The organism is Providencia sp. wls1943 (genome assembly GCF_009706275.1).
Taxonomy (GTDB): Bacteria; Pseudomonadota; Gammaproteobacteria; order Enterobacterales; family Enterobacteriaceae; genus Providencia; species Providencia zhijiangensis.
On sequence record NZ_WLTU01000007.1, the window covers coordinates 499051 to 518693 of the forward strand.

18 protein-coding genes and 1 tRNA gene are annotated in these 19643 nt (G+C 41.6%); 14 read left to right on the plus strand and 5 right to left on the minus strand.

Translation table 11 applies throughout. The annotated features are described in order from the left end of the window. Nucleotides 1-135 precede the first annotated feature (135 nt). The gene (gene yeiP / locus GKR48_RS04445) at nucleotides 136-708 is read left to right on the plus strand and encodes an elongation factor P-like protein YeiP (RefSeq protein ID WP_154603558.1); all 573 of its coding nucleotides are present in this window, start codon (nucleotides 136-138) and stop codon (nucleotides 706-708) included. Between the two features lie 154 nt (nucleotides 709-862). Here the strand turns inward: yeiP and GKR48_RS04450 are convergent, their stop codons facing one another. Further along, nucleotides 863-1207, minus strand: a complete 345-nt coding sequence (locus GKR48_RS04450; RefSeq protein ID WP_224057880.1) for a hypothetical protein — start codon at nucleotides 1205-1207, stop codon at nucleotides 863-865. A 1053-nt stretch (nucleotides 1208-2260) separates the two neighbouring features. Here GKR48_RS04450 and mepS point away from each other — a divergent pair. Then, nucleotides 2261-2848 (plus strand): bifunctional murein DD-endopeptidase/murein LD-carboxypeptidase, encoded by a 588-nt coding sequence (gene mepS, locus GKR48_RS04455; RefSeq protein ID WP_154603557.1) that lies wholly within the window; start codon nucleotides 2261-2263, stop codon nucleotides 2846-2848. A gap of 132 nt (nucleotides 2849-2980) precedes the next feature. Here the strand turns inward: mepS and GKR48_RS04460 are convergent, their stop codons facing one another. The 3 genes from GKR48_RS04460 to rsuA all read right to left on the minus strand — a co-directional run bounded on the left by GKR48_RS04460 (nucleotide 2981) and on the right by rsuA (nucleotide 5959). Then, nucleotides 2981-3322: a hypothetical protein gene (locus GKR48_RS04460; RefSeq protein WP_181477266.1), complete on the minus strand. Its 342-nt coding sequence runs from the start codon at nucleotides 3320-3322 to the stop codon at nucleotides 2981-2983. Between the two features lie 723 nt (nucleotides 3323-4045). Next, complete coding sequence (locus GKR48_RS04465) at nucleotides 4046-5230, minus strand: Bcr/CflA family multidrug efflux MFS transporter (protein WP_036953002.1); 1185 nt, start codon at nucleotides 5228-5230, stop codon at nucleotides 4046-4048. Between the two features lie 24 nt (nucleotides 5231-5254). Then, on the minus strand, nucleotides 5255-5959 hold the full coding sequence (gene rsuA, locus GKR48_RS04470; RefSeq protein ID WP_154627174.1) for a 16S rRNA pseudouridine(516) synthase RsuA: 705 nt from the start codon (nucleotides 5957-5959) through the stop codon (nucleotides 5255-5257). Between the two features lie 222 nt (nucleotides 5960-6181). Here rsuA and GKR48_RS04475 point away from each other — a divergent pair, with 222 nt between their 5' ends. Together GKR48_RS04475 and rplY are read left to right on the plus strand one after the other, a co-directional pair. Beyond that, nucleotides 6182-7954: a DEAD/DEAH box helicase gene (locus tag GKR48_RS04475; RefSeq protein ID WP_154627206.1), complete on the plus strand. Its 1773-nt coding sequence runs from the start codon at nucleotides 6182-6184 to the stop codon at nucleotides 7952-7954. A 209-nt stretch (nucleotides 7955-8163) separates the two neighbouring features. Next, nucleotides 8164-8445, plus strand: coding sequence for a 50S ribosomal protein L25 (rplY, locus tag GKR48_RS04480; protein WP_006660420.1), 282 nt, complete (start codon nucleotides 8164-8166; stop codon nucleotides 8443-8445). A 153-nt stretch (nucleotides 8446-8598) separates the two neighbouring features. On the opposite strand, the gene yejK is transcribed toward rplY, so the two are convergent. Then, nucleotides 8599-9600: a nucleoid-associated protein YejK gene (yejK, locus tag GKR48_RS04485; protein WP_108477940.1), complete on the minus strand. Its 1002-nt coding sequence runs from the start codon at nucleotides 9598-9600 to the stop codon at nucleotides 8599-8601. A gap of 238 nt (nucleotides 9601-9838) precedes the next feature. Between yejK and GKR48_RS04490 the strand changes: the two genes are divergently transcribed. The 10 genes from GKR48_RS04490 (at nucleotide 9839) to GKR48_RS04535 (ending at nucleotide 19505) form a co-directional block, all read left to right on the plus strand. Further along, the gene (locus tag GKR48_RS04490; RefSeq protein WP_108477939.1) at nucleotides 9839-10066 is read left to right on the plus strand and encodes a YejL family protein; all 228 of its coding nucleotides are present in this window, start codon (nucleotides 9839-9841) and stop codon (nucleotides 10064-10066) included. Between the two features lie 21 nt (nucleotides 10067-10087). Further along, nucleotides 10088-11803 carry an LPS biosynthesis-modulating metalloenzyme YejM gene (yejM, locus tag GKR48_RS04495; protein WP_154627175.1) on the plus strand — a complete coding sequence of 572 codons (1716 nt, stop codon included), beginning with the start codon at nucleotides 10088-10090 and terminating at the stop codon, nucleotides 11801-11803. A gap of 107 nt (nucleotides 11804-11910) precedes the next feature. Then, a tRNA-Pro gene (locus GKR48_RS04500) sits at nucleotides 11911-11987 on the plus strand. A 141-nt stretch (nucleotides 11988-12128) separates the two neighbouring features. Continuing rightward, nucleotides 12129-12671, plus strand: a complete 543-nt coding sequence (locus GKR48_RS04505) for a YcxB family protein (RefSeq protein ID WP_154627176.1) — start codon at nucleotides 12129-12131, stop codon at nucleotides 12669-12671. A 523-nt stretch (nucleotides 12672-13194) separates the two neighbouring features. After that, entirely contained in the window at nucleotides 13195-13692 is a 498-nt protein-coding gene (tssB, locus tag GKR48_RS04510; RefSeq protein WP_036952987.1) for a type VI secretion system contractile sheath small subunit, read from the plus strand. A 19-nt stretch (nucleotides 13693-13711) separates the two neighbouring features. Then, nucleotides 13712-15256 (plus strand): type VI secretion system contractile sheath large subunit, encoded by a 1545-nt coding sequence (gene tssC, locus GKR48_RS04515; protein WP_154627177.1) that lies wholly within the window; start codon nucleotides 13712-13714, stop codon nucleotides 15254-15256. 22 nt (nucleotides 15257-15278) lie between these two features. Beyond that, nucleotides 15279-16616 carry a type VI secretion system baseplate subunit TssK gene (gene tssK / locus GKR48_RS04520; RefSeq protein ID WP_154627178.1) on the plus strand — a complete coding sequence of 446 codons (1338 nt, stop codon included), beginning with the start codon at nucleotides 15279-15281 and terminating at the stop codon, nucleotides 16614-16616. Then, nucleotides 16613-17269, plus strand: a complete 657-nt coding sequence (gene tssL / locus GKR48_RS04525) for a type VI secretion system protein TssL, short form (RefSeq protein WP_154627179.1) — start codon at nucleotides 16613-16615, stop codon at nucleotides 17267-17269. Before tssK ends, tssL begins: the two co-directional genes overlap by 4 nt. 2 nt (nucleotides 17270-17271) lie before the next feature. After that, a complete protein-coding gene (locus GKR48_RS04530) occupies nucleotides 17272-19011 on the plus strand; it encodes an OmpA family protein (protein WP_154627180.1) in 1740 nt (579 codons plus the stop codon). A 2-nt stretch (nucleotides 19012-19013) separates the two neighbouring features. Then, nucleotides 19014-19505, plus strand: coding sequence for an Hcp family type VI secretion system effector (locus GKR48_RS04535; RefSeq protein ID WP_006660409.1), 492 nt, complete (start codon nucleotides 19014-19016; stop codon nucleotides 19503-19505). The last annotated feature ends 138 nt before the right edge of the window (nucleotides 19506-19643 follow it).

Consider the following 19643-nt stretch of genomic DNA (forward strand, 5'->3'; position numbering starts at 1 on the left):
CAAAGACAATCATTGGTTAAAAAGAGATCCCTAGCGTGAAAACTAGGGATTTTTTTGATGTTAACATCTTGCCTAATCCCTTATCTGCGAGTAATTTTGTCGAACTCTTTTTGACAATAACAAAGAAGGTTATTTATGGCCAAGGCCAACGAAATCAAACGTGGTTTTGCAATAAACTACAACGGGAAATTACTGCTGGTTAAAGACATTGATATCCAATCCCCAAGCGCTCGTGGCGCAAGTACACTGTATAAAATGCGCTTTACCGATATCAAAACTGGCCAAAAAGTTGAAGAGCGCTTCAAAGGTGATGATATTTTAGACACAATTTCACTCACTCGCCGTGCGGTAAGCTTCTCTTATATTGATGGTGATGAGTATGTGTTCATGGACAATGAAGACTATACCCCATATATCTTTAAAAAATCTGATATTGAAGAAGAGCTGTTATTTATTCCTGAAGAAGGTTTACCAGGAATGCAGGTTTTAACAATGGATGGGCAAGTTCTAGCACTTGAATTACCACAAACTGTCGATATGGTGATTGCTGAAACAACACCAGGAATTAAAGGCGCTTCTGCGAGTGCTCGTACTAAACCTGCAACAATGCCGACAGGCTTAACCGTTCAAGTTCCTGAATATATAACGACCGGTGAAAAAATCCGTATTCATATTCCTGAACGCCGTTATATGGGCCGTTGTGATTAATTATTTCGCCCTATTTTCTTAATAAGAAAATAAGCTTACATTACCTATGGGCATTCCGCCCATAGGCATCATTATAAATAAACATCACCAATTCATCCTAGAATAGCATTCCATTTAATATTCAAAAATTAATATAAATATGAAAATTTAGTTATTAGTCATAAATAACCGTGTAAACCCCTATTTTATTTTCCTTGTTAATCCATTTAAATGTTTGAGTTCCTTTTTGATTTGGAAGCACAGTCCCTTTTTCACTTAATTTATTAAACTTTACTGAGGTCGTTTTAACGACGCCATCATCATTCCAGCATTTTGTATCAATGCTCTGCTCAATACTCGTGATAACACAAGGTGATGCGACAATTGCGCCAACAAAGTGGATTGTGCCTGATGAAACGGGTTTTGCTTCGCTGTGCGTAGACGCCTTAGCGTGCATACCGAATGTTAATGCCATTAAAGAAAATACTGCTAATGTTATTTTTTTTACTGAGTGATCCACAAGAATTTCTCCGCTTAAAATTAAGTTATCGTCAATTACTAAAATTTATTTACATCTAATTGATGCATTACTTAATAAATTTCGGATATAAGCTTAATTTGCGGAGGGGAATAGTTATTCCACTTATGGTCGCTATTTTTTATTTTCAAATAACCCCAAAGGATGGACACGACCTTTAACGCCTTTAATTTAACTTAGACGCAATAAATCCCATTGAAACTAATTTCATTTATATAACAAATCACTCTGTATTTTATTAAAACCAGTCATCTACTCCAACAATCAAATTTGATATTTATTAATCAGAACAGCTATAAACAACTCTCTATATAAATTCATTTTCTTAGTGAAAATTTAATCTATTTAATTCCTTTCACTTATTAAAAGCGTGAAACTTCATAGCACCTAATGGTGAACATAGCTGTTTAGCTTTCTTAACTTGAAGACTAATGCATAAAAAACACACGATAATGTAGTAAGAATATCCGCAACATATACCTATCGGATACAGCCAATTGCTTTTACATTTAGGTGACAAATAATATAAATTTAAACTTCTTTACAATTCAGATTGAAATTTAAAAAATCCCCACTGTTTTTATAAAGATATTAGATAAGAAATGTGACTATGATCATATTTTCTTTGAGAACGGTCTCTGTAAGGGCGCAAAAAAACTGGATTATTCGCATTCTGAAGGCAAGTTAATGATGGATCTCTCGTTTTATATAATGTTTTGTAAATTATCCCCCTATTAACTCGCCATTTCAGCGTTGTTTATGTATATTCTTTATGTTTGGTTAAAGAACTCAATATTCATCAGCCAAATATATAAAATAAGTACGATTTTTAGCAGCTTCTGATTATCTTTTTATAATCAACAGGTGTTAGAGCACAAGACAGCTGCTAATTTAGAGCATAATTTGTTCAATACATAAACACTTTCTGCGAAAAATACACTCAGTCGTTAAAATGCGTTTTTCACAGGGATCAGTTTAAGTGTGTTGTGTAGTTTCCACACAGCAATAAATAAAATGGCAAGGGATATTCTATTAATGTTAACTTCTGAAAAATTTAAGCGCTATGTCTGGCGCATTGTTCCGGCAGTCGCAATTGCCGTAACGCTTTCAGCATGTACGGCACCGAAAACATCGAAGAATGGTCAAACTACCGCAAGATCTTCAGATGTTCGCATGTTAAACGCAACATCGAATGACTCACTCGCAATGGCATCTCAAGATGAATTCGAAGATTTAGTCAGAAGTGTTGATACCAAATCCAAAATCATGGATCAATATGCAAGCTGGAAAGGCGTAAGCTACCGTCTAGGTGGAACCACTAAAAGTGGTATTGACTGTTCTAGCTTTGTACAACGTACTTTCCTCGAGCAATTTGGCGTGCAATTACCACGTACTACCTCTGAACAAGAATCTTCAGGTAAAAGTGTAAAACGCAATAATTTAAGAGCGGGTGACTTAGTTCTGTTTAAAACAGGTCGCACGATGAAGCATGTAGGGATTTATATCGGGGACAATAAATTTGTTCACGCCTCTACAAGCAATGGCGTTATCGTTTCTGAAATGACTAACGATTATTGGAGCAAGCGTTATTACGCAAGCCGCCGTGTTGTTAATGGTTCCTAAGACCCAGAAACATTAATGCAGTAATATATAGATACCTTGCCAATAAAAAAGCTTCCAGGCTCTAAACCGGAAGCTTTTTTATTGGGCCGAATATCATAAAGACGACCTTAATATTAAATAGTCTCAATGCCGTTAGGCACAATAGAAACCAGAAGCCATTTCTGCGATAGCAACACCCGATGCTTTTAAACGGCACATTGCTGTTAGCTCATCACTCGCTCGGATAAATAAACACATCTCTTTTTGCCATTCTAAAATGGCGTTATCGATCTGCATTTCCGATAACGATTCAGACAAATGCTTCATTGCAATACAATCTGTTGCACAGTCGTGGCTCAGCAATTTTAGCCCCACTAGCTTATCGCTATTAATATCATTCATAGGCACAACCTCAACATCCGTACCTATTTTTCCCGATAACCAGCGATAGCTTTGCGGCAGCCTGTGCACCACCGAAAGACCTAATTTTTCCACAAAAATTTCCTATTAAAATATGTCATCATTTTGCCAAGTAAATTGACTAGCTAAATCGCCATTTAATTTACATTTCACTCAATGAATATCGATTCTTTTAGATACTGAAACTCCCCCAAGAGACAACGTCTCTCTTCCTTGTACCTCTCTCTATATTAGAGAGCGAATAGAGCTACATAAGTCTTAAAGAAATCCTCGTTCAAACCGAACTTTTAACTCATCCCAAAAGTAACATGAATGTTAAAAGCAAGAACTTAAATATAACATTAAAAAAGTAGCATGTCGTTAAATTTTTGTGACACACATCATTGCATACGAATTTTTTTGACAAAAAAGTTAATTTTTAAACAAATTTTGAGAATAACCTTCAAAACAAACCATAATAAATCAATTTATTTTTTACATTATTACTCAAATATATTAACAATTATCTATTTTTTAAGCTCATGTAACCTTATTTCGGATCATTAGAAAGTGAGTCCCACCTTTCATTGAAAACAGAAATTTAACAAATATTCGACTTAAGATAATTGATATGGATCATTTCTTGATAAATACTTTAATTACTTTGCGTAATTAGTCAGTTTTATCGATGTATCAAGCAGGTTAATCTATAGGTATTGTGAATAGTGCATTCGTGAGATAAATCAGAATGATATAAGTCATTGAAGGAAACTAATGGATTTATCAGTTTCATCCTTGAAACTGATTCAATAAGGAGTGCTATTTTGCGCGTTTCGCTAAAAGCACAAATAACATGGAAAGTGCCACACAGCCTACCATCGAGCCTACCATCGGCCATGCATTTTTAGCTGGGATCATTGATAACAGCGTTCCCACCAATGCACCAATAGAAAAGCGAATTGTGCCTGCAAGTGAAGAAACTGTTCCTGCAATATGAGGGTAATTATCGAGGATCACTGCCATCGAGTTTGAGGTGATCATGGCAATCCCACTCACATAAATCGCGACGCCAATCACCAATGTCCAGAAATCCATACCCAATGCTGTCGTCGTTAATAACCATATTCCCATAACGAACTGAACAATAATCCCAAAATATAACATTCGCTCAGCGCCAAATTGCCTTACAAATTTGCCGTTAATCGTCGTCATAATAAATAAGAAGACAATATTAATGCCAAAGTAATAGCCAAAATGTTGAGGCGATACCCCATTAAGGTCGATATAGACAAATGACCCTGCATTCAAGAAAGAAAACATACCGGAAAACGAAAATGAGCTGGCCAAAATATAGAACAACACTTGGCGGGCTCTAAATAACGTCGCAAACTGGCGTAATGTAGTTCCGATATGGAATTTTTGTCGCCTTTCAACCGGTAGCGTTTCTCGGATAAATAAACTAACCAGCACCACAGCGATGACAGCTGCAATCGCAATGCTCCAGAAAATGGCATGCCATGAGAACCAGCGCATCATTTCGCCGCCCATGATAGGTGCCATCAACGGTGCAATGGTCATCACTAACACGACGAAAGACATACTTCTGGAAAATTCATCTTTAGTAAACATGTCACGCATTAAGGCGTTGATCACGACGCTGGCTGCGGCTGCCGCAAATCCATGAAGGAAACGCAGCCAGATAAATGTATCGATAGATTCTGCAACAGCACAAGCCGCAGAGGCTAGTGCAAAGACAATCACCCCACCTAAAATGACGGGTTTGCGTCCTAAACTATCCGCCATCGGACCATAAAAAAGCTGACCAATTGCAAAACCAAAAATGTAGCTGTTCAGGGTCATCTGAATGCGCCCTTCATCTACATTAAAGTAACCGGTCATTGCAGGGAAACTCGGTAAATACATATCAATCGCTAATGGCATTAGCATTGATAGCAAACCTAAAATTAAAATCAGCCCCAAATAGGATGAACGCTGTTGTTGCACTTATTAACTCCTGCTATGACATCATTAACGGGGAACCGTAATACTTTCAATCTCTGCTTCCGTCAGTGGACGGTATTCACCCGGCTCTAACTGCTCATCTAAACGAATTTCCCCCACTCGCTCACGATGCAAACCACACACATGATTTCCGACTGCCGCAAACATTCGTTTAACTTGATGATAGCGCCCTTCACTGATTGTCAGTCGGACATCACGTGGAGAGATAATTTCCAGCTGCGCAGGTTTCGTGAGTGATTTTTCGCCATTTAACATGACGCCTTGTTCAAACTGTGCCGCGACATCATCCGCGATATCTTCACTCAGTTGAACTCGGTAGGTTTTCTCACAATGATGTTTTGGTGAGGTGATGCGATGAGACCACTGACCATCATCCGTTAATAACACTAGCCCAGTCGTATCAATATCTAAGCGACCTGCTGCATGCAGTTTTTGGGCGATGGGCTCATCAATAAAATAGAGAATAGTTGGGTGCGTTGGGTCATCGGTTGAGCAAACATAGCCTTCAGGCTTATTGAGCATAAAATAGCGAGGCCCCGTAACTTGCACTAACACATTGCCATCATAGGCAACTTCATTATCAAGACCCACCTGCATCGAACCTGATTTTACTACTTCATCGTCAACCATGACATTACCAGCACGCAGCTCACGCGCCACCAAACTCCGGCTTATCCCAAGTTGCTGGGACAAAAATTTATCCAGTCGCATAGATTCTCTTAACTTGATGGAATGTCAGCGAGAGGTACAATAGCACCGCGCTGTCATAAGATAGAAAGATGGATTGCTGTGATTACTATCACATAATTTATTATACCAATAACCTGTTACAAGTGATAGCACAGCAAAGGGAACGCTTAAATTTAGACCTAGCCACGGATCTAACTTAAATTTAACATTAATAATCTGACTTTTTTGAAAAAACTAACTCATATGCCTGCAGCCTCATCCCGTTTTACTTTACGCCCTTACCAACAAGAAGCCGTTGACGCGACAATCCAGTACTTTCGACGTCACACTACACCTGCGGTGATTGTGCTCCCGACAGGAGCAGGAAAAAGCTTAGTGATCGCAGAATTAGCGAGGCTGGCTCGTGGGCGCGTATTAGTTTTAGCCCATGTCAAAGAGTTAGTTGAGCAAAACCACGCCAAATATCTAACTTATGGTCTAGAAGCTGATATCTTCGCAGCAGGCCTCAATCGCAAAGAATCCCACAGTAAAGTGGTCTTTGGGAGCGTACAATCGGTAGCGCGTAATCTTGAACACTTTGACGACAAATTCTCTTTAGTTATCATCGATGAATGTCATCGCATCAGCTTAAACGAAGAAAGTCAGTATCAACAAATTATCCTAAGCTTACAAAAGCATAACGCTGCACTGCGCATTTTAGGTTTGACCGCGACTCCCTATCGCCTAGGGCATGGGTGGATTTACCAATACCACTACCACGGAATGGTTAAAGGGGATGAACGCTGTTTTTTCCGTGATTGTATCTATGAATTGCCGCTGCATTACATGATCAAAAACCAATTTTTGGTTCCCCCTGAACGCCTTGATATGCCAGTGCTGCAATATGATTTTAGTCAGGTATCGGTTAACCAATCGGGAATTTTTAGCGAGCAAGAACTCAATTTATCCCTCAAAAAACAGCAGCGAATTACACCAAAAATTGTGACGCAGATTATTGAGTATGCCACACCGTTACAAGGATGCATGATTTTTGCCGCTACGGTTGAACATGCTAAAGAGATCCTAAGTTATTTACCTCAAGATACCGCGGCATTAGTCACCGCAGAGACACCATCCCTTGAGCGCCAAAACATCATTCAGCAATTTAAAAACAAGCAATTACATTATCTTGTCAACGTTTCAGTACTGACCACAGGTTTTGATGCGCCACACGTAGACGTAATTGCCATCTTACGTCCAACAGAGTCCATCAGCTTATATCAGCAAATCGTTGGACGTGGCTTACGTTTGAGTGAAGGAAAGAAACAGTGCCTAATTCTGGACTATGCCGGAAATCCTCATGACCTCTTTCGCCCCGAAGTAGGTAGCAGCAAACCCAACTCCACCAGCGTTCCAGTCCAAGTTTTCTGTCCACTGTGTCAATTTGCCAATGTTTTTTGGGGAAAATGTACTGCAGATGGTCAAATTGTCGAGCACTACGGGCGCCGTTGTCAGGGATGGGAAGAAGATGAGCATGGGCGAAAACAACAATGCGAGTTTCGCTTTCGATTTAAACAATGCCCTCATTGCGGTGCTGAAAATGACATTGCCGCACGGCGTTGCCATAAATGCCAAGAAGTCCTTACTGACCCCGATGATATGCTTAAAGCCGCTTTACGGCTTAAAGATGCGCTAATTTTACGCTGCGGGGGAATGGAACTCACTTCAGGCTCGGATGCAAAAGGCGAATGGCTGAAAATCACTTACTATGATGAGGATGGCACGTCGGTGTCTGAGCGTTTTAGACTCACCACCTCCGCTCAAAAACGCGCATTTGAATTCCGATTTTTACGCGAGCATCACCGTGCCCCTGGCGTTCCCTTCCATTGGAATAATGCGAACGACATAATTTCACAACAAGCATTATTACGTTACCCGCAATTTATTGTTGCGCGAAAAAAAGAAAGCTACTGGGAGATTAGAGAAAAAATCTTTGATTATCAGGGACGTTTCCGTCTTGCTGCATCATTAAGATAATCAGAAAAAACGCGATTAATGATGAATAAATCATGCCAAGTCAGAAAGATAATGATCTTAATGATTGCCCGCTAGCCGTTTTTTCGTTAAAATGCCGCCCGCCTTTGTATGTCTCGCTTCGCGAAATGATGTTACAGGGCCAAATCTCGAACCTGCTGCTGGGTCGCCTGTAGCAGGATTTTTATTTTTTCTTTTATAGAGAAATTGTAATGTTAACTATCAATGCAATTGAACGTAAAGAGCAGGGTAAGGGTGCGAGCCGCCGCCTGCGCAGAGCTAACCAACTGCCAGCTATCGTTTACGGTGGCAACCAAGAAGCTATCTCTGTTACTCTGAACCACGATGAAATCATTAACCAAGAAAGCAAAGCAGAATTTTACGAAGTTCTGACTCTGGTTATCGATGGTAAAGAAACTAAAGTAAAAGTTCAGGCTGTTCAACGTCACCCATTTAAGCCAAAAGTGACGCACATTGACTTCCTGCGCGCTTAATTAAGCCCATAGCCGAGCTTTAAAGTTTTTTCGGGACGCCGAGTAAATAACGCCGCAATTGCGGCGTTATTTATTTCTAACGTAAGATTTCTAACGTAAGATTTCTAACGTAAGATTTCTAACGTAAGATTTCTATAGAAAATCTATCGTTCACTATTTATTACCGCGACGTTGCAACTGGTCACGTAAATTTGGCGGAGTTCCACGAATAGTCAATGTGTCTGTTACAGGATCCCAGAAAATACGCTCTCCCATTAACATCGCGTCAAAGCTAATCGTAATTCCCCCACCACTACCTGAAAATTTCGTCAACTGCTTTAAAGTACCGCGATCAGCAGGAAAACTCTCTTCCAATTGATAATCATTTTGGCGAGTGAAATCTTCAAAGCTTTGCTCTTCCACCATCGGTAACTCTTTCGAGAGTTCTTTCAACTCAATTTCTTCGCCTGATTGCAATTGCTCACTGCAATAGCTATGGACTTGCTGGCGATAGGCTTGGCGAGTGTTTTTATCCATTTGTGCATTATCACAAAAATCATCCAATGCTTGGACTAACCCTTTATTCTGCACCTTCGCATTCAAACCTTCAGATGCAGCCAAGAAATCCATAAAGAAATCAGATACTTTACGCCCTACTCGCCCTTTAAGGAAAGTCAGATAACGCTTCGATTCTGGATTGGTTTCCCATTCAGTCAAATCAATACGCGCCACAATATCCGCATGCGGAATATCTAAGTAATGAGTCGTACCTAAATCGAGGGATTCGGTCACAAACATGCTATCGCAGCTATTCAGTACGGCAATCAACAGGTATTCCACTGCCAAGTAACGATATTGGCAAAAAAGAACGATGCCGCCTTCAGCAAACGGGTATTTTGCCAGCTCATCTTTTAAACGCACGGTCATTGCGCGGCTAAAGCCTAAAAACTCTTCTTCGCCCTTACGCAGTAACGTTAACGCTTCAGCAAGTTCACTCTCTTCGTTAAACTCACCAAATGCCTTACTTTTTGCACTGTATACACGATGTAATTCTGCCATCATGTCTTGCACAACATTGTCTGTCGTCAATAACGAATCACGCAACATGACTTCTAAGGTCTGTTCATCTCGTTTAATCAACTGGTGTAACGCTATCTGGGTAATTTCCAGACTCATTGTTGGCTCCTTTCGCTAGCAGAAATAATGTCGCGTATTCAAACACTGTTAGTATTTGTCTGCAACTGAAACCGTTAACCGCCATTTTTTTATTACTTTTGTGGCGAACTATTATCCACTTCGGTGATCTAAATAAACATTATTATCAATTAAACGAAAATTTGTTTAAAGAAAGAAGAAAAGTCACCCACAATGGGCTATCATATGGAGCTTTCATTAATTTAGGATGTCATAATTTATGCCACAATCATCTCGCTATAGTGATGAAAAAGTTGAAGGTTTACTGTCTGACCTTGTTAGTGTGTTAGAAAAAAACCATACTCCCGTTGATCTATCATTAATGGTACTTGGTAACATGGTTACCAATCTGCTCAATACGTCTGTCGCCCCTGCTCAGCGTAAAATGATTGCAGAGTCTTTTGCCAATGCATTACTTTCTTCTGTACAAGAAGATAAATCACACTAATTTGGTTGATAAATAAACAGCATGGTCACCCATCAGCGCTACCGTGATAAAGTCTCCAACATGATTGGTTGGGGGCACTGGTTTGCACTTTTTAATATACTACTTTGCCTTTTGCTAAGTAGCAGCTATCTGTTTATTTTTGACTGGCCAGACACCTTCGCTGGTCGCGCTTATGCCTTCGTCAGTTGGTTGGGTCATTTCAGTTTTGTGGTGTTCGCCACTTACTTGCTAATCATCTTTCCACTGACCTTTATCGTTATGTCCCAACGATTGTTGAGGGTTATTTGTGTGGCGCTAGCCACCGCGGGACTCACCTTATTACTCTTTGATATTCGCGTCTTTAGCCAATTTGGCCTCCATCTTACGCCTCAGGTTTGGGATTTAGTGATTAACCCCGCCAAAGGTGAAATGGCACGCGAATGGCAACTGATGTTCATCAGTATCCCCATTATCTTTTTGGTTGAGATGCTATTTGCGACCTGGAGCTGGCAAAAATTACGCAGCTTAAGTCGTCAAACATTTGGGCGCCCACTGGCAGGCCTATTCATCGCAACGTTTGTGATGTCGCATTTAATGTATGCGTGGGCGGATGCCAATTTTTATCGCCCGATCACGATGCAACGCTATAACTACCCGCTGTCTCAACCAATGACAGCGCGTAAACTTCTTGATAAATATGGGCTACTCGACCTGACTGCACATCAAAATCGTGTCTTCCAGCAAGGTAGCCCAACTGCACTGAAACTTCAGTACCCATTGAAGCCACTTAGCTACCAAGACCAAGGTACGGGTTACAATTTACTTTTATTGGTTGTCGATGATTTAGGTAATGTTTCTCAGCAAAACCAAATGAACTCACTGAAAGAGTTCAAAAATATCAGCTCCCAATTTACCAATCACTATACTTCTGGGTTACGTAATGACACCGCCCTATTTGGGCTGTTCTACGGTATCTCCTCAAGTTATATTGATAATATTCTCAATGGACGCCACCCTTCTGTCTTGATTGAAGCTTTACAGCATCAAGGCTATCAGTTTGGTTTATTCTCCACTGATGGGTTTAGCTCACCATTATTCCGACAAGCGATTTTGTCTGATTACTCTTTGCCAACAAAAGCATCGGACAGTGACAAACAAACTATTGCACAGTGGAATTTATGGCTAGATAACGTGAAACATGGCTCTCCTTGGTTCTCATTCTTAAATATCAAGGGAACGCCGGGAAGTCATCAAACGGATAACCAAATCAGTCAAGTCATTGAGACGTTAAAGAGCCAGAACAAGCTTAACAATACCATTGTAGTGATCACAGCAAACTACAACAGTAACGGTTCGCAAGAGACTGATTGGGTGAATAAGAAACACTTTAACCGTGACAGTATGCAAGTTCCGTTATTTATCTACTGGCCGAATACTCCAGCACAACAAATTGATAAGCTGACTAGCCATCAAGACGTAATGACCACCCTCATGCAGCGTGTGTTACATGTTAATAACCCGCCTGATGATTACAGCCAAGGTGAAGATCTCTTCAGTGCGCAGCGCACTTATCCGTGGGTGATCACTGGCGATAAAAGCGATGTCGTTATTACCACCAACAGCGCAACCATGTATATGGATCATAATGGTCAATTTAATATCTATGACCCACAAGGCAACGAGCAGACTGACGACAAACCAGACCTTGCTGAGCTACTGAAAATCTTCACTGAACTTAAACGCTTCAATGAAAATTAGCGCTTAAATTTCAATCAGTCATATGAATTTGCTCTTGATTTTGCCAATGTTTTGAGTAGTATATTTTTTGCCTAAAGCCCTTGTTGTAAAGGCGTGTATTCATTAATCGGCACGTAGCGCAGCTTGGTAGCGCACGGTCATGGGGTGTCCGGGGTCGGAGGTTCAAATCCTCTCGTGCCGACCAAATTCTCACTCAAGCCAGCCTTTTCGGTTGGCTTTTTGTTATTCAATGTTTCCCTTTCTTTAACCATTATCTGATAGCCAAATTGCATTGCTATCGGAATAATAGCCACTATTCTTTTAACCTTTTATTGAGTTATACAGCATGTCGCTATCCGTCACAGTTGCATTATCACGCCAAGAATTTATCGCCTTTAGCCGCTACTGCCATAAAAATAACTACTTTTTACCCAAAAACCGCAGTTTGCTCACTTATACTCTGCTCTATTTGGCTTTCTTTGCCATCATGGGAGGGGTATTCACCTTGCTCCAGCATTTTGATATCGAGCTTAATATGGGGCAATTTATTGTCGCTGTTCTGATGGCGATATTACTTTATGCCATCTTTGCAATACGTTTGTTTAAAACATTGAACAAAGCGATTCCTGATGCGGATAGCTCGACTTTCTGCACAAAAACATTCACAGCAGATGAGAATGGATTACACATTGAGAGTGCTTATGGTTTATGGCACTACAATTGGAATTCAATGCGTTTTATAAAACAAAATGGAGATACACATTATCTATTTATTGATAGAACTAGCGCCTTTATTTTCCCAAAACGAGCGTTTGATTCACACGAAAACTATCTAAATTTTGTGCAATACCTCACTCAACAAAATTATTTTTTAAATAATCCGGAATAAATCTTAGTAAACCAAATTAATTCAGCATAATCATCCATTATGCTTTATTTTAAATTTTGCGAGTCATTTATATTCACTACACATTTTTTTACACTTTATTTTTAGCTTTAATTAACGATTTATATTAAAAATTAGAAATAACTCCACGAATAGTAGTTCGTCTATATTATCGTCCGATATCACTCTATTTATGTGTAGAATTATTTATATATTCTAAATTTCTTAAGAATACTCTCTATTTTTACCCTTCTAGATCTCCTGCCAATTATTCACTCACATTCATTGTAAACACACATCAACTATGATTTTAAATGGTTTTTAATTAATTGAATAGCTGCTAATACGTAAAAATACGTTACGTCGTACTCAAACATAAAATCATATCCATTAGAAACCTTGATCTATCAGTCTTAAAATTATATAAAATAGCAAACTGATTTAAGCCAAATTAAAGTTTAAGAATATATTTCATTTACCAATAATTCATATTTAAAGCGAGTAATACCACTAAAGGACTCCTAAAATGTCAGATAGCTTCCAAAATGAAGTACCGAAGGCTCGGGTTAATATCAAATTAGACTTGCACACGGGTGGTGCGCAGAAAAAAGTGGAATTACCACTTAAATTATTAGCGGTGGGTGATTACAGCAATGGACAAGATAATCGAGCATTATCTGAGCGCGAAAAAGTGAATATCAATAAAAATAACTTTAATAGTGTACTCACTGAATTTGCGCCAACCATTAACCTCACGGTGAAAAACACCCTTGCCGGTGATGGAAGTGAAGAAAGCATCAACCTCTCTTTCAAAAATATGAAGGATTTTGAACCTGAGCAAGTCGCCCGCCAAATCCCACAACTGCGCGCAATGTTAGCGATGCGTAATCTGCTGCGCGACCTGAAATCTAATCTCCTCGATAACGCAACGTTCCGCCGTGAATTGGAAAACATCCTTAAGGATCCAGAACTCAGTGATGAACTTCGCGAAGAGCTAGCTCAACTGGCACCGAAGAAAGATTAATTTGGATTACTAAAGGATTATGCTGATGTCTGTAAAAACTGAATCAACCCAAGGTGCAACCACTGTACTTGACGACACCTCTAATCACGGTGTTTATGCTTCATTATTTGAAAAAATCAATTTAACGCCAGTCGCATCAATCAGTGATATTAATGCGTTTCAAGATAACGCTGCGCTAGCGGATACAACAGCTGACGAGCGTGTCACCGTCGCTGTTCAAGTCTTTTTAGACCGCTTAAAATCATCCGGTCAAAAAGTCGAGCGCTTAGACCGCAACCTGCTTGATCATCATATTGCTGAACTTGATAAGCAAATCAGCCAACAACTTGACGAAGTGATGCACCATCAAGACTTCCAAAAAGTCGAATCCACTTGGCGTGGTTTAAAATTCCTCGTTGATCGCACCGATTTTCGTCAAAACGTCAAAATTGAGTTACTTGATATCGCCAAAGATGATTTGCGACAAGATTTCGAAGATAGTCCTGAAATCATCCAAAGTGGTCTTTACCACCATACCTACATTGCGGAATATGACACCCCAGGCGGTGAACCTATTGCAGCGATGATCTCTAACTATGAATTTGACCGTAGCCCACAAGATATCGCCTTATTACGCAGTATCTCTAAAGTCTCTGCATCAGCTCATATGCCATTTATTGGCTCCGTGGGACCTAAATTCTTCGGCAAAGAAACCATGGAAGAAGTCGCGGCAATCAAAGATATTGGTAACTATTTTGACCGCGCTGAGTACATTAAGTGGAAATCTTTCCGTGACTCTGATGATGCGCGTTATATTGGCTTAACCATGCCTCGTGTGCTTGGTCGTCTGCCATACGGTCCAGATACAATCCCTGTTCGTAGCTTCAATTACGTTGAAGAAGTGAAAGGTCCAGATCACGAAAAATACCTGTGGACGAATGCCACATTTGCCTTTGCTGCCAACATGGTAAAAAGCTTTATCAACAATGGCTGGTGTGTCCAAATTCGCGGACCTCAAGCCGGTGGTGCTGTTAAAGATCTTCCGATCCACCTGTTTGATTTAGGAACGGGCAGTCAGGTCAAAATTCCATCCGAAGTGATGATCCCTGAAACCCGTGAATTTGAGTTCGCTAATCTTGGATTTATCCCGCTGTCTTACTACAAAAACCGTGATTACTCCTGTTTCTTCTCTGCTAACTCGGCGCAGAAGCCTGCGTTATACGATACGGCTGATGCCACCGCAAACAGCCGTATCAACGCTCGTTTGCCATACATTTTCTTACTGTCCCGTATCGCCCATTACTTGAAGCTGATTCAACGCGAAAACATTGGTACGACCAAAGACAGACGCTTACTTGAATTAGAACTCAACAACTGGGTTCGTGGCTTAGTCACTGAAATGACCGACCCAGGCGATGATTTACAAGCTTCTCACCCGCTGCGTGATGCAAAAGTGGTTGTTGAAGATATCGAAGATAACCCGGGCTTTTTCCGTGTGAAACTGTACGCGGTTCCACACTTCCAAGTCGAAGGTATGGATGTTGATTTATCGCTAGTTTCACAAATGCCTAAAGCAAAAGCCTAACGGTTATTAAAGGTCATTCAGGATGAAAATCTACCGTCCCCTATGGACAGACGGGGCCTTTTTGGCCCCTCAGCAATTTCAACAGCAAGCCCGTTGGGACGGTCATGTTGCTGAAGTGGTCGCACAAATGGGTATCGCCTCCACGTGGGGCGTCATTAGTACCGAGTTTGATGTCAGTGCATTAACGCTCTCTCGCGTAAGCGCCCAAAAAATCGTGGTGCGCTTTCACGATGGCACACTGATTGACACAACCTTAGCTGATGCCCTTCCTCCGGTATTGTCCCTCAATGATTATGCGGATCGCCAGTCATTGGATATCGTTCTGGCATTGCCTTTAATGTTAGCCAATGGCGGAAACTTAGTTCCCGAAACAGGAACCGATCGCCCACGCCGATTTAGCCAAGAATGGGTTAAAGTCCAAGATTTATTAGGGCATGAGCAAACAGACATTGCCGTGTTACGTCACGTGGCAACACTGCGTTTTGCTCATGATGAGAATGAAGCCTATATGACCTGCCCTGTTGCGCGCCTTATTCGCAACGCTCAAGGAATGTGGGAATTTGATAGCCACTTCATTCCTCCCTTACTTTCCTGTCAAGGAAGTGCTGAATTACGAACATTGCTTTCTGAGTTTATGCACCGTTTAGTGGCTAAGCGCCGTCGTTTAATGGCGCTACGTCGCGAAAGTAATGAAAAAATGGCCGACTTTGTGGTCGCTGATGTTTCACTGTTTTGGTTACTGAATTCACTCAATAGTGCCGAACCCGTCCTCAATGAGCTCAGCACGGCATTACATCGTCATCCTGAATTACTCTATCGGGAGCTAGCTCGTTTAGCGGGCAGCTTATTAACTTTTTCCTTAGAGAGTAAGCTGGAAGATATCCCGCTATACAAACATGAGCAGCCAGAGCTCGTTTTTCCACCTCTTTTTGCCTTGTTAAATACACTGCTTGAAGCCAGTTTGCCTTCTCGCGTTATTAGCATTGAATTGGCGAAAGAAGGTCCATTCTGGAAAGGTCAACTCCATGATGGTCGATTACGTGAAGAAGCCGATTTTTACTTATCGGTTCGCTCATCATTGCCTGCTCACTTATTGATCGCCCAATTTCCACTCCTTTGCAAAGCGGGTAGCAGTGATGATGTGGCTGACGTCGTTAATGTGGCACTCAATGGTATTCCATTGAAACCGCTCAGCCATGTCCCAACGGCAGTTCCTCTTCGCTTAGAAAATCAATATTTTGCGCTAGATATTGAAACACCTGCGGGTCAAGCCATGCTCTCTTCTGGGCAATGTGCGTTCTATGTTCCGAGCACGTTAGGTGACATTCAATTAGAGCTGTTTGCGGTACTTCGCTCATGAACAATACAACATCGCACCATACTATCGACATGATCTTCGCCCAAACTTGGCTGATGGTTTGTCAATTACATCAAGGCACCGCCATCACTCAAGGGGATAATTTTTATCGTCGCGTTTGCCAACTCATTGATGAAACACGTCAAAAACTGCTCGAGCATGGCTACCCTGAATCCGCCATTGAACATATGCAATACGCTCAATGTGCCCTAATTGATGAATCTGTGATGAATCGCCAACACCAAGATGATGGCTACAACACATGGATCCAATCTCCTTTGCAAGCACGCTACTTCAATACATTAGAAGCGGGAGACAAACTTTGGGATCGCCTACGCAGCATTTTAAATGAAACCGCCCCTAACCCTGATGTTTTGCTCTGTTTTCATCGCGTGCTTACCCTCGGGTTTGTCGGTAAGTTTCGCCAAAAAGAGGCACCAGAGCGTGAGCACATCGTCGCTCAACTCAATGCTCAGCTTCCAGACTATCTGATCGCTTCAGAATTACCTCTCGTCGTAAAACCTAAATTACGGTTTAGCCGTCGCAGACTTTACTGGTTTGGTTGGGTAGGTGGCATCCTAATACTCGCCGCCATGTGGTGGGGATTCAGTGCTTCGCTAGAACATTTACTACAACAGTGGGTGACACAGGGATAGGCATGCAAAATCCAATCAGACAGTGTCTGACGCTTTTTGCTACAGGGCTTTTCTTGTGGCTACTCTGGGGGTTTTGGTCTCTAGGGCAAAGTGTCACCATTTTTGTTTCCGCCTTCGTCATAGTACTGACGGGTGGAATGTTGTTTTGGCAATATAAACAACGACGCCAAGTGTTATCCACTGAACATGATTATACGGGTGCATTTCCGGCTGATAATTATCAGGGACCTGTCATTTTAGTCTGTGGCCAATCTCAAGCACTCTTTCTGGATGACCAATTACACAGAGAAACAAATCAAGGTTGGTATATTCGTGTATCCGCACCCACTGAGCTTGTTAAACTGATTGCCGCATTGGTGGAATATGCCCCTTCACTATCTGGGCACTTATCCTTACTTTACGTTGTATTACCCGAGCAACTTACCCAGCAAGAAGCCCTGACACAAGCGCTACTCAACTGGCGTCGAGCGATTGGGGAAGGCCGTCAAAAAATCGGTGCTAAATTGCCATTTTGGGTAACGGTATACCTTTCTAAACCTCATCATGCTGAGACCACTATGCATGTTGATGATGAACATACCCCTTGGATGACATTACTCAGCCACCAAACTGAATTTCAAGTAGAGCAAGAAGGGGCGATGTCAGTCCCTTACTCCGTGTGGCTACCTACACATTTCGGACAGTCAGAACAAAGCCTGCAATTTTCCCTGTGGCTAGATACCTTACAGAGTTGGTTAAATCAGGTTTTAGTCCCTCAGTTCACAACGCCTCAAGCAGGAGCACCGAAGCAAATCCCTTCCGCATGGGCCATTCAGTGGATTGATATCACGAGTCAACCGAACAATTTATGGCAGCAATTCATCCAAGAAAAAACCACATTGCCATTGCGCTCCTCAGTACAAACAACGGATTTACTCCCTTTACCGGATGTCATGCTACGCCGCTTACATCATGATATTAGCTTAAGCCGAACAGAAAAAAGCCTCGGTGCAATTGGCGTCATTTTTGGGGTTTTCTTAGTGGGTGCTTTAATCGGTAGCTACCACCACAACCAGCAACTCATTCGCCATATTGGTGAAGATATTGCTCGTTTCTCTCAGCTTTCAGAAGTTCCACTCGCACCCAAATTGACCGCTTATCAGCAGCTACAAGATGATGCCGCTGAGCTTGCACGTTGGGAGCGCGAAGGGATCCCAAGCGCTTACTCTTTAGCGTTATATCAAGGTAATCGAATATTGCCTTACTTACATACTCTGCTAGGAAGTTGGGCGCCGTCTCAACCTGAAATCGCCCCTGAAGCGCCAGCTGCACCACCTCAAATCGTCACTTTAGATAGTTTGTCCTTATTCGATGTTGGGCAATACACACTCAAAACGGGTGCAACTAAAGTGTTAGTTGATGCGCTACTCAATATCAAAGCCAAACCCGGCTGGTTAATTATGGTTTCTGGCTATACCGATAACACCGGGAATCCAGAACAAAACCAAAAACTGTCTTTAAAACGCGCAGAGTCTGTCCGTGATTGGATGATCCAAACCAGCGATATCTCACCAACCTGCTTTGCCGTGCAGGGATACGGGCAAAATAATCCTGTTGCCGACAACAACACCGCTGACGGACGAGCTCGCAATCGCCGCGTAGAAATTCGCCTGATACCGCAAGCTGAAGCTTGTCAGATATTAGGCGTCAACACCGTACCATCGATGGATGGTGGTACACATTCCACACGAAAGGAGAAGTAGTTATGGCTATTCCAGTTTATTTATGGCTGAAAGATGATGGCGGTGCTGAAATTAAAGGTTCTGTCGACGTACAAGACCGTGAAGGCAGCATCGAAGTGGTTGCTCAAGACCATAACCTGTACATCCCAACGGATAACAATACCGGTAAATTAACAGGTACTCGTATCCATACGCCATTCATTTTCGTTAAAGAAATTGATGCTTCAAGCCCTTACCTTTACAAGGCTGTGACCACGGGTCAAACCTTGAAAGAAGCTGAATTCAAATGGTATCGCATTGATGACGCAGGACAAGAAGTCGAATATTTCAACACCAAACTTGAAAACGTCAAAGTCGTGAAAGTCGCTCCAAAAATGCACGACATCAAAGATCCAGGTAAAGAGAAGCACAACCATCTCGAAGAGATTGAGCTGCGCTATGAAAAAATCACTTGGACATACAAAGACGGCAACATCATCCATTCCGATTCTTGGAATGAGCGTGCTACCGCTTAATTAAGACAAGCAGGCGTTTCGGCGTCTGCTTTTTTCTTGCGCCCCTTGCGCAACCTCACTCACACACAACACATTTTGCCATTAAACAAGCTATACGCGCTTTCAACCGCGCATTCCCATCGCGAATATCACCTTATG